At 61.8% G+C, this 11,826-nt stretch carries 8 protein-coding genes; all 8 read left to right on the plus strand.

Translation table 11 applies throughout. From position 1 onward, the window contains the following. Positions 1–152 precede the first annotated feature (152 nt). The 8 genes from AC30D7_RS11795 to cobA all read left to right on the plus strand — a co-directional run bounded on the left by AC30D7_RS11795 (position 153) and on the right by cobA (position 11,805). Entirely contained in the window at positions 153–1,364 is a 1,212-nt protein-coding gene (locus AC30D7_RS11795; RefSeq protein ID WP_490134173.1) for a CmpA/NrtA family ABC transporter substrate-binding protein, read from the plus strand. 15 nt (positions 1,365–1,379) lie between these two features. Continuing rightward, the gene (locus AC30D7_RS11800; protein ID WP_461951109.1) at positions 1,380–1,955 is read left to right on the plus strand and encodes an ANTAR domain-containing response regulator; all 576 of its coding nucleotides are present in this window, start codon (positions 1,380–1,382) and stop codon (positions 1,953–1,955) included. A gap of 315 nt (positions 1,956–2,270) precedes the next feature. Continuing rightward, positions 2,271–3,482, plus strand: a complete 1,212-nt coding sequence (locus tag AC30D7_RS11805; RefSeq protein ID WP_018925267.1) for a nitrate/nitrite transporter — start codon at positions 2,271–2,273, stop codon at positions 3,480–3,482. A 7-nt stretch (positions 3,483–3,489) separates the two neighbouring features. Continuing rightward, positions 3,490–5,160, plus strand: a complete 1,671-nt coding sequence (locus AC30D7_RS11810; protein ID WP_490134174.1) for a bifunctional protein-serine/threonine kinase/phosphatase — start codon at positions 3,490–3,492, stop codon at positions 5,158–5,160. 385 nt (positions 5,161–5,545) lie between these two features. Continuing rightward, entirely contained in the window at positions 5,546–7,999 is a 2,454-nt protein-coding gene (gene nirB / locus AC30D7_RS11815; protein WP_028941084.1) for a nitrite reductase large subunit NirB, read from the plus strand. Continuing rightward, on the plus strand, positions 7,996–8,313 hold the full coding sequence (gene nirD, locus AC30D7_RS11820) for a nitrite reductase small subunit NirD (RefSeq protein ID WP_007902067.1): 318 nt from the start codon (positions 7,996–7,998) through the stop codon (positions 8,311–8,313). Before nirB ends, nirD begins: the two co-directional genes overlap by 4 nt. After that, positions 8,313–11,030 carry a nitrate reductase gene (locus AC30D7_RS11825; protein ID WP_490134175.1) on the plus strand — a complete coding sequence of 906 codons (2,718 nt, stop codon included), beginning with the start codon at positions 8,313–8,315 and terminating at the stop codon, positions 11,028–11,030. Before nirD ends, AC30D7_RS11825 begins: the two co-directional genes overlap by 1 nt. 10 nt (positions 11,031–11,040) lie before the next feature. Continuing rightward, on the plus strand, positions 11,041–11,805 hold the full coding sequence (gene cobA, locus AC30D7_RS11830) for a uroporphyrinogen-III C-methyltransferase (protein WP_490134176.1): 765 nt from the start codon (positions 11,041–11,043) through the stop codon (positions 11,803–11,805). The last annotated feature ends 21 nt before the right edge of the window (positions 11,806–11,826 follow it).

The raw sequence follows: 11,826 nt of genomic DNA on the forward strand, positions 1-11,826 counted from the left end.
ACAAAATCAGCCAGCGATGGCATATGCCTTGCACCAACATTTTCATCAGCACTCATGCCAACGACGGAATGAGTGGCAGGACAATGGCGTCGTCACCGGCTCTGCTCGCGCAGAGGCCATGGGGCGACGTTTTTTTTGGAAGGTGCAAATCGATGAATGAACCATCAGCCGGCCCACTGGCCTGGGTCAACGGCAGCGATGCCCCGGAAAAATCCGAAATCAACCTCGGCTTCATGGCCTTGAGCGACTGCGCCTCGGTGGTGGTGGCCGCCACCCAGGGCTTCGCCCAGCCTTACGGCCTGACCCTGACCCTCAAGCGCCAGTCGTCCTGGGCCAACCTGCGGGACAAACTGGTCAGCGGCGAACTCGACGCCGCCCATAGCCTGTACGGCCTGATCTACGCCGTGCACCTGGGTATCGGCGGCGTAGCGTCCACCGACATGGCTGTGCTCATGGGCCTGAACCAGAATGGCCAGAGCATCAACCTCTCCCACGGCTTGCAGGCCCAGGGCGTGACCAGTCCTGAAGCACTGGACCACCATGTGCACCAAAGTCGCCCAAAACTGACCTTCGCCCAGACATTTCCCACGGGCACCCATGCCATGTGGCTGTATTACTGGCTGGCGAGCCAGGGCATTCATCCGTTGCAGGATGTCGACAGCGTGGTGGTGCCCCCGCCGCAAATGGTCGCGCACCTGCAAGCCGGGCGCATCGACGGGTTCTGCGTCGGCGAACCGTGGGCCGCCAGTGCGGTGCAGCAGAATCTCGGGTTCACCCTGGCCACCACCCAGAACATCTGGCCCGATCACCCGGAAAAAGTCCTTGGCTGCACCCGCGCCTTCGTCGAGCAATACCCCAATACCGCCCGGGCCCTGGTGATGGCGATCCTCGAGGCCAGCCGGTTCATCGAAGCCAGCCGCGAGAATCGCCGCAGCACCGCGCAACTGTTGAGCGCCCCCGAATACCTCGATGCCCCGCTCGATTGCATCGAACCGCGCTTGCTCGGTGACTACGCCGACGGCCTGGGCAATCGCTGGCAAGACCCGCACGCGGTGCGTTTCCACAGTGACGGCGAGGTCAATCTGCCGTATCTGTCCGACGGCATGTGGTTCATGACCCAGTTCCGCCGCTGGGGTTTATTGCGCGACGACCCGGATTACCTCGGCGTGGCCCGCCAGGTTCAGCAACTAGACTTATACCGAGAGGCCGCCAGTGCTGTCGGTGTGCCCGCCCGTGGTCAGGAAATGCGCAGCAGTCAACTGATCGACGGCAAGATCTGGGACGGTTCGGACCCGGCCGGCTATGCCCGCAGTTTTACGCTGCACGCCATGAGCGACAGCGCTCCCCTTCTCGCCAGCCGCTGACAGGAGCCTGCGAATATGTTGCGTATCCTGCTGATCAATGACACCGCAAAAAAAGTCGGGCGTCTGAAGGCGGCTCTGACCGAAGCCGGGTTCGAGGTCATCGACGAGTCTGGCCTGACCATCGACCTGCCCGCGCGCGTCGAAACGGTGCGTCCGGACGTGATCCTGATCGATACCGAGTCACCGAGCCGCGATGTGATGGAACAAGTGGTGCTGGTGACCCGTGATCAACCACGGCCGATCGTGATGTTCACCGACGAGCACGACCCTGACGTGATGCGTCAGGCGATCAAGTCTGGCGTCAGTGCCTACATCGTCGAAGGCATTCACGCACAACGCTTGCAGCCGATTCTCGATGTGGCCATGGCGCGCTTTGAAAGCGACCAGGCCCTGCGCGCCCAACTGCACGCCCGCGACCAGCAACTGGCCGAACGCAAGCGCATTGAGCTGGCCAAGGGGCTGCTGATGAAGATGAAGGACTGCAACGAAGAAGAGGCCTACACCCTGATGCGCCGCCAGGCCATGAGCCGCCAGCAGAAGCTGATACAGGTGGCGGAGCAGATCATTGCCATGAGTGAGTTGCTTGGCTGAAGGCCGCCTTCGCGGGCAAGCCTCGCTCCTACAAGTGCAAGCACAATACCTGTAGGAGCAAGGCTTGTCCGCGAAGGCCGCGACTCGGTCTCCCTTGTTGGCACAGATCTCGCTAAGTAATCCCTGCAAGGTAACCAACGGCGGTTGCCCCACCTACGACAAAGACGTCGCTCACCTCATTCGCCCCCTGGCGGATCAGGTAGCGGCGTTTTTACGTTTTGGCCCCAGAGACCGGGGCTGGTGGTGCGGCCGTTGAGGCGCCCCACCTGCAAGCTCATGACTCCTTCTTGATACGCCTGACAGCTGAGGTGCGCGATGAATTCAAGCTTCTGGAAATCCGGCCATACCCCGACACTGTTCGCAGCCTTCCTCTATTTCGATCTGAGCTTCATGGTCTGGTACCTGCTCGGCCCTCTGGCAGTGCAGATCGCCGCTGACCTGCACCTGACCACCCAACAGCGCGGGCTGGTGGTGGCCACGCCGATTCTGGCCGGTGCCGTACTGCGCTTTGCGATGGGCCTGCTGGCTGATCGCCTGTCGCCAAAAACCGCCGGGATCATCGGCCAGATAATCGTCATCAGCGCCCTGCTCGTTGCCTGGAAAGTCGGCATCCACAGCTACGAGCAGGCGCTGTTGCTGGGCCTGTTCCTCGGCATGGCCGGTGCGTCCTTCGCCGTCGCCCTGCCGCTGGCCTCGCAATGGTATCCGCCGCAGCACCAAGGCAAAGCCATGGGCATCGCCGGTGCCGGTAACTCGGGCACCGTGCTCGCCGCCCTGATCGCCCCGGTGCTGGCCGCCGCGTATGGCTGGAGCAACGTGTTCGGCTTCGCCCTGATTCCGTTGATCCTGACCCTGATCGTCTTCGCCTGGCTGGCCAAGAATGCCCCTGAGCGGCCGAAAGCCAAGTCCATGGCCGACTACCTCAAGGCTCTGGGTGACCGCGACAGCTGGTGGTTCATGTTTTTCTACAGCGTGACCTTCGGCGGCTTCATCGGCCTGGCCAGCGCCCTGCCCGGCTACTTCAACGACCAGTACGGCCTTAGCCCGGTGACCGCCGGTTACTACACCGCGGCTTGCGTGTTCGGTGGCAGCCTGATGCGTCCGCTGGGCGGCGCGCTGGCGGATCGCTTCGGCGGGATTCGCACCCTGTTGGCGATGTACACCGTGGCAGCGATCTGCATTGCGACAGTGGGTTTCAATCTGCCGAGTTCCTACGCAGCGTTGGCGCTTTTCGTCTGCACTATGCTCGGTTTAGGTGCAGGTAACGGTGCCGTGTTCCAGTTGGTGCCGCAGCGTTTTCGTCGGGAGATTGGTGTGATGACCGGTTTGATCGGCATGGCCGGCGGCATCGGTGGCTTCGCACTGGCGGCCGGCATGGGCGCGATCAAGCAAAGTACCGGCAGCTATCAAATGGCCTTGTGGTTGTTCGCCAGCCTCGGCGTACTCGCCTGGTTCGGTCTGCACGGGGTGAAACGTCGCTGGAGAACCACTTGGGGTTCGGCAGCCGTCACCGCTGCTCGCGTGTGAGGATTGAATGAGCCTGCAACTGAGTTTTGCCGAAGCCAGCGCCATCGGGCCTCGCGAAGAGAACCAGGACGCTCTGCGCCTGGTTACTCCGGCCCCGGCACTGGCGGCGAGCAAGGGTTACCTGTTCGCCATCGCCGACGGCGTCAGCCAATGCGCCGATGGCGGTCTCGCGGCCCGTTCGACCTTGCAGGCCTTGGCGCTGGATTATTACGCCACACCGGAAACCTGGGGTGTCGCCCAGGCGCTGGATCGCCTGCTGCTGGCGCAAAACCGCTGGTTGCAGGCCAACGGCGGCGGGCAACCGCTGCTGACCACGGTCAGTGCCTTGGTGATGCGCGGCAGGCGTTTCACTTTGGCGCATGTCGGCGATTGCCGGGTTTACCGCTGGCACGCCGACACCTTGCAACGGGTGAGCGAAGATCACGTCTGGGACCAGCCGGGCATGCAGCATGTGCTCAAGCGGGCCTTGGGGCTGGATCAACATCTGGTGCTGGACTTTCTGGACGGCGAATTGCGCCTGAACGAGAGTTTCGTGCTGCTCAGCGACGGCATCTGGGCCGTGCTGGGCGACACCGCCATCGCGGCGATTCTGCGCGATCAGCCTGACCTCAACAGTGCCGCGCAGACCTTGGTCAGCGCCGCGCACCTGGCCGGCAGTCAGGACAATGCCAGCGCCCTGCTGGTGCGGGTCGATGCCCTTGGCGAAACCAGCATCGGCGATGCACTGATTCATCTGCAGCAATGGCCACTCCCGCCTGCACTGAAACCGGGCCAGACCTTCGAAGGCTGGCAGGTCGAAGGGATCCTCGGCCACAGCCAGCAATCGCTGCTCTACCGGGTGCGCGACGCACAGCAACAGCCCTGGCTGCTGAAAACCTTGCCCGCGGCTCTGCGTGACGATCATCAAGCCGGCCAGGCATTGTTGTCGGAGGAATGGTTTCTCAAGCGCGTGGCCGGTCGGCATTTCCCTGAAGTCCATGCCGCCAGTCAGCGTCAGCATTTGTACTACGTGATGCGTGAATACTCCGGGTCGACCCTGGCTGAGTTGCATGAACGCGTCACATCGCTGCCCCTGGCGCAATGGCAGGACTTGGCCGAACGCTTGTTGCGGGCTGTCGGCATCCTGCATCGACGGCAGATTTTGCACCGCGATATCAAACCGGAGAACCTGCTGCTGGGGGACGACGGCGAGTTGCGCCTGCTGGATTTCGGCCTCGCCTACTGTCCGGGGCTGTCCGAAGATCAAGCCTTCGCCCTGCCTGGAACGCCCAGCTATATCGCGCCGGAAGCCTTTCGCGGCGACCCGCCGACACCACAACAGGATTTGTATGCAGTCGGCGTGACCTTGTATTACCTGCTCACCGGGCATTATCCCTACGGCGAAATCGAAGCATTCCAGCGTCCACGGTTTGGTGTGCCGGTCAGCGCCAGTCGCTACCGGCCCGACCTGCCGGAATGGATCGCGCAAAGTCTGGAGCGCGCGGTGGCGGTAGCCCCGGATCAGCGCTTTGAAACGGCAGAAGAATGGTTGCTGGTGTTGGAACAAGGGGAACGACGCAGTTTGAGCGTGCGACCCAGACCGTTGCTGGAGCGCGAGCCGTTGAAGGTTTGGCGGACGTTGGCACTGGTGTCGTTGCTGGTGAACCTGGTGCTGATGTTTTTGCTGTTTCACGGTTAAAAGATCAAAAGATCGCAGCCTGCGGCAGCTCCTTCGGGTGCCCACGATCTCCTGCGGGAGCTGCCGTAGGCTGCGATCTTTTGACTTTTTTGCTTCAAAACCGGGCATAGCGCATTGAACCGGTGCACGAAAACACCCTTCTCCCACGCTGAGAGCCGATAAATTCGGCATATGTCCGACTTGGCACAACCACTGCATTACCTTTCCCAACATACATAAAGCCCGGCCTTCAACGTAGAAGGCTGCGCTGCCCGAGAGAACGGGACAAGGACAAAGGCGTCCTCGCTAGTTAGCTAGCGGGACGCCTTTTTTTGTTTGCGCAAAATTTTGTCGAGCAAGGCCTGAATGCCCTGATGAGGCAGGCCCGAGCTCCCCGGAGAACCTGATGAAAAAACTAAAACTGGTGATGATCGGCAACGGCATGGCCGGGGTTCGTACCCTGGAAGAACTGCTCAAGCTGAGTAATGAGCTGTACGACATCACGGTCTTCGGCGCCGAACCGCATACCAACTACAACCGCATCCTGCTGTCCCCCGTACTGGCCGGCGAACAGACGTTCGAAGAGATCGTGCTCAACGATCTGGACTGGTACCTGGAAAACAACATCAAGCTGCTGCTTAACCGCAAAGTGGTGGAGATCGACCGGGTCAAACGCCGGGTCATCGCCGAAGACGGCACAGAGGCCGAATACGACCGCCTGCTGATTGCCACCGGCTCGACCCCGTTCATCCTGCCGATCCCCGGTAATACCTTGCAGGGCGTGATCGGCTACCGCGACATTGCCGACACCCAAGTGATGATCGACACCGCCAAGACCCACAAGCACGCCGTGGTCATCGGTGGCGGCCTGCTGGGCCTTGAAGCCGCCAACGGCCTGATGCTGCGGGGCATGCACGTCACCGTGGTGCACATCGGCGAATGGCTGCTGGAGCGCCAACTGGACAAAACCAGCGGCCAACTTCTGCAAACCGCCCTGGAAGCTCGCGGCCTGCATTTCCGCCTGTGCGAACAGACCCAGGCCCTGCACGACGCCGGCAATGGCCGGGTCGGCTCGGTGCAGTTCAAGAACGGCGACATTATCCCAGCCGATCTAGTGGTGATGGCCGCCGGCATTCGCCCCAACACCGAACTGGCGGAAAAAGCCGGCATCCCTTGCAGCCGCGGGATTCTGGTCAACGACACGATGCAAACCTACGACCCTCGGGTGTACGCCATCGGCGAATGCGCCAGCCACCGCGGCACCGCCTACGGCTTGGTCGCACCGCTGTTCGAACAAGCCAAGGTGTGCGCCAACCACCTCGCCCAACTGGGCTTCGCCACTTACAAGGGCTCGGTGACGTCGACCAAATTGAAAGTCACCGGCATCGACCTGTTCTCCGCCGGCGACTTCATGGGCGGCGAAGGCACCGAGACCATCACCCTTTCCGACCCGATCGGCGGGGTCTACAAGAAACTGGTGATCAAGGATGACGTGCTGGTCGGCGCCTGTCTGTACGGCGATACGGCAGACGGCGGTTGGTATTTCCGGCAGATCCGTGAGAACCATGCCATCGGCGAGATCCGCGATCACCTGATGTTTGGCGAAAATGCTTTAGGCGATGTAGGACATCAAGGCCAGGACAAAGCCATGAGCATGGCCGACACCGCCGAAGTCTGCGGCTGTAACGGCGTGTGCAAAGGCACCATCGTCAAAGCCATTCAGGAACACGGGCTGTTCAGCGTCGACGACGTGAAGAAACACACCAAGGCCGCCAGCTCCTGCGGCTCTTGTGCCGGCCTCGTCGAACAGATCCTGATCAACACCGTGGGCGGTGCGGCAGACGTCAAACCGAAAAGCGAAAAAGCCATCTGCGGGTGCAGCGACCTCAACCACGGGCAAATCCGCCAGGCCATCCGCGACCAGCATCTGCTGACCATCGCCGGCACCATGAGCTACCTGAACTGGCGCACGCCGAACGGCTGCGCCACCTGCCGCCCGGCGCTCAACTACTACCTGATTTCCACCTGGCCCGGCGAGGCCAAGGACGATCCGCAATCGCGGCTGATCAACGAACGTGCCCACGCCAACATTCAGAAAGACGGCACTTACTCTGTAGTCCCGCGGATGTGGGGCGGTGTGACCAATCCTTCAGAACTGCGGCGCATCGCCGACGTGGCCGACAAGTACAACGTGCCGATGGTCAAGGTCACCGGCGGCCAACGCATCGACTTGCTGGGGATCAAAAAGCAAGACCTGCCGGGCGTCTGGAAAGACCTCGACATGCCGTCCGGACACGCCTACGGCAAATCCATCCGCACGGTGAAAACCTGTGTCGGCAGTGAGTTCTGCCGCTTCGGCACCCAGAATTCCACGCAACTGGGCATCGAGCTCGAACATGACCTGTTCAACATGTGGTCGCCACACAAAGTAAAACTGGCTGTCTCCGGTTGCCCACGCAACTGCTCGGAAGCGGGGATCAAGGACGTCGGAATTATCGGCGTGGATTCCGGCTGGGAGATGTACATCGGTGGCAACGGCGGGATCAAGACCGAAGTCGCGGAGTTCTTCGTCAAGCTGAAAACCGCCGAAGAGGTGCGCGAATACAACGGTGCGTTCCTGCAGCTCTACCGCGAAGAAGCCTTCTACCTCGAGCGCACCGTGCATTACCTGCAACGGGTCGGCATGGAACACATCAAGAAAGCCGTGCTGGAAGACCCGGTACGGCGCAAGGCACTCAACGAACGCCTGCAATTCTCCCTGTCGTTCGAACAGGACCCGTGGAAGGAACGCCTCGAGCAACCACTGCTGAAAAAAGAATTCGAGGTCATTCCCGTGAAGAACCTGGAGGTGTCGGCATGAACTGGCTGGATATCTGCGCACTGGAAGAGATCAACACCCTTGGCTCGCGGATCATCGCCGGCCCGAAAGGTGACATTGCGATTTTTCGTACGAGCGACGATGAGGTTTTCGCCCTCGACGACCGCTGCCCACACAAGGGCGGACCACTGTCCCAAGGCTTGATCTACGGCAAACGGGTCGCCTGCCCACTACACAATTGGCAGATCGATCTGGAAACCGGTGAGGCCCAGGCTCCCGATATCGGCTGCGCCCACCATCACTCGGCACGGGTCGAGAATGGCCGGGTGTTGCTGGCCCTGCGGGAAGCAAGCTGATGGACCGCCAAATCACCGCCTCCACCTGCTGCTACTGCGGGGTCGGCTGCGGCGTGCTGATCGAACACGACGGCGAACGCATCCTCGGCGTCAGCGGCGATCCGGCACACCCGGCCAACTTCGGCAAATTGTGCAGCAAAGGTTCGACCTTGCACCTGACCGGCGACCTGACCGCGCGCGCCCTGTACCCTGAGTTGCGCCTGGGCAAAGGCCTGGCCCGCAGCCGCACCGACTGGGACACCGCACTCGATCACGCTGCCAATGTATTCGCGCAAACCATCACCGAGCACGGCCCGGACAGCGTCGCGTTCTATATCTCCGGGCAATTGCTGACCGAGGATTACTACGCCTTCAACAAACTGGCGCGAGCGCTGGTGGGCACCAACAACATCGACAGCAATTCACGGCTGTGCATGTCTTCAGCGGTGGTTGGCTACAAGCGCAGCCTCGGCGCCGACGCTCCGCCCTGCAACTACGAAGATTTGGGACTGAGCGACTGCGTGATGATCGTCGGCAGCAACATGGCCTACGCCCACCCGATCCTGTTTCGTCGCCTGGAAGAAGCCAAATCCCGCCGTCCGCAGATGAAAGTCATCGTCATCGACCCACGGCGCACCGACACCTGCGACCTGGCTGACCTGCACCTGGCGATTCTGCCCGGTACCGATGTCGCATTGTTCCATGGGATTTTGCACCTGCTGCTGTGGGAAGACTGGATCGACCGCGACTTCATCAAGGCCCATACCGAAGGCCTGGCCGAACTGAAAAAACTGGTGCGCGATTACACCCCGGCAATGGTTTCGCAGCTCTGCGGCATCAGCGTCGAGCAACTGCAGCAATGTGCGGAATGGGTCGGCACGTCACCGAGCTTTCTGTCGCTGTGGTGCATGGGGCTGAATCAGTCCACCGCCGGCAGCGCGAAGAACAGTGCGCTGATCAACCTGCACCTGGCCACCGGGCAAATCGGCCGGCCCGGCGCAGGACCTTTCTCGCTGACTGGTCAGCCAAATGCCATGGGCGGCCGCGAAACTGGCAGTTTGTCGAACCTGCTGCCAGGCCATCGCGAAGCGGCCAATGCCGAACACCGCGCGCAAGTGGCCGCCTACTGGGGCGTTGATCAACTGCCCGAAAACACCGGGCTAACAGCCATCGAACTGTTCGAGCAGATGCGCAGCGGCAAGATCAAAGCCCTGTGGATCGCCTGCACCAACCCTGCGCAGTCTTTGCCGGACCAGACCGCCGTGCGCGAGGCATTGCAAGCCTGTCCATTCGTGGTATTGCAGGAAGCCTTCCACGCCACCGAGACCGCCGCGTTCGCCGACCTGCTGCTGCCCGCCGCCAGTTGGGGTGAAAAGGACGGCACGGTCACCAACTCCGAGCGGCGCATTTCCCACGTCCGTCGAGCCATCGGCGCACCCGGTGAAGCACGGTCCGACTGGGCGATCACGGTGGATTTCGCACAGCGCCTGGAAAAACATCTGCGTCCCGGAGCCTCCAGCTTGTTTTCCTTTGAAACCCCGGCACAGGTCTTCGACGAATACAAACAACTGACTCGTGGCCGCGACCTCGACCTGTCCGGGATCAGTCATGAGTTGATCGACCAGCTCGGTCCGCAGCAATGGCCTTTCCCCACCGGAGCCCGCGAAGGCACCGCGCGGTTGTACCTCGACGGGGTTTTCCCGACCGCCAGCGGGCGTGCACAGTTTGTGACCGACCCGTATCGCGCCGCCAAGGAGCAACGCGATGCACGCTTCCCGCTGACCCTGATCACCGGCCGCCTGCGCGACCAATGGCACGGCATGAGCCGCACCGGCACCGCCGCGCAGCTATTCGGCCATGTCAGCGAAGCCGTGTTGAGCCTGCACCCGGATGAACTGCGTCGGCATCGCCTGCAACCTGGCGACCTGATCAATCTGAAAAGCCGCCGGGGCGCGGTGATCCTGCCGGTCAGCAGCGACGACAGCGTACGTCCGGGCCAGGCCTTCCTGCCGATGCATTGGGGCGACCGTTTTCTCAAGGGCGGCGTGAATACCCTCACCCTTCCCGCCTTCGATCCATTGTCGAAACAGCCGGAACTCAAACATAGCGGCGTGCGACTCGAGCCTGTGAATTTGCCCTGGCAGCTTTTCGCCCTGATTGAAGGTGATGTTCAACAGCATCTGGAGACACTGCGACCACTCTGTGAGGCGTTTTCCTACGCCAGCCTCAGCCTCGCCGGCCGTGAACGCCCTGCACTGCTGATACGCGCTGCCAGCGCCACCGCGCCAGAGCCACAGCTATTGCGTGATATCGATCAATGCCTGGGGCTCAACGACGGCCCGGTGTTGGCCTATGACGATCCCCGGCGCTCGATCGGTAAGCGGGTTCGTATCGAAAACAGCCGGATCACCGCGATTCGCCTGGCCGGTGAAACGCTCGCCCAGCACTGGCTGCAAAGCCTGTGGCTCGAAGGTCGCGCCGACGAACAACTGCGCCGTTGGCTGCTGGCACCGTTGAGTGCGCCGCCAGGCAACACTGGCGCCCCGGCATCCGGCACCAAAACCCTGTGCAACTGCATGAACGTCAGCCAGAACGCAGTCTGCGCCGGCATCAGCCGTGGCCTGGACTTGCAGGGCTTGAAACAAGAATTGGGCTGCGGCACGCAATGCGGTTCCTGCGTCCCGGAAATCAAGCGTTTGCTGGCCGCCACCGCGCAGCCAGTCGCCGTCACCTCGTGAGGAAAACACTATGAACGCAAAAGTCTGGCTGGTGGGTGCGGGTCCCGGCGATCCGGAATTGCTGACCCTCAAGGCGGTTCGCGCGTTGCGCGAAGCGGACGTGGTGTTGATCGACGATCTGGTCAATCCTGCGGTGTTGGAGCATTGCCCGAATGCCCGGATTATTCCTGTGGGCAAGCGCGGCGGCTGCCGCTCCACGCCTCAAGCCTTCATTCATCGCCTGATGTTGCGCTATACCCGCCACGGTAAATGCGTGGTGCGGCTCAAGGGTGGCGATCCGTGCATCTTCGGGCGCGGTGGTGAAGAGGCGCAGTGGTTGCGTGAACGTGGCGTCGAGGTTGAGCTGGTTAATGGCATCACCGCTGGCCTTGCCGGCGCGACCCAATGCGATATTCCGCTGACGCTGCGGGGCGTCGCCCGTGGCGTGACACTGGTCACGGCGCACACTCAGGATGACAGCAGCCTGAACTGGCAGGCCCTGGCTCAAGGCGGCACCACGTTGGTGATCTACATGGGCGTGGCAAAACTCAGTGAAATTCGCGAGCAACTGCTGGCCGGTGGAATGGCCGCCGATACGCCCGTGGCGATGATCGAAAACGCTTCGCTGCCGCACCAACGGGAATGTCGGAGTGATCTGACAGCGATGGAGAAAGACGCCTGCGCCTTTGAATTGAAAAGCCCAGCCATCTTGGTGATTGGAACCGTGGCAGCCTGTGCAACCTCATCTCTGTGGGAGCGTGCGTTGCCCGCGATGACGGCCGATCAATCAGCCTGAACCCTACCTATCACTCCCACT

This window comes from Pseudomonas sp. DF5, assembly GCF_058148225.1.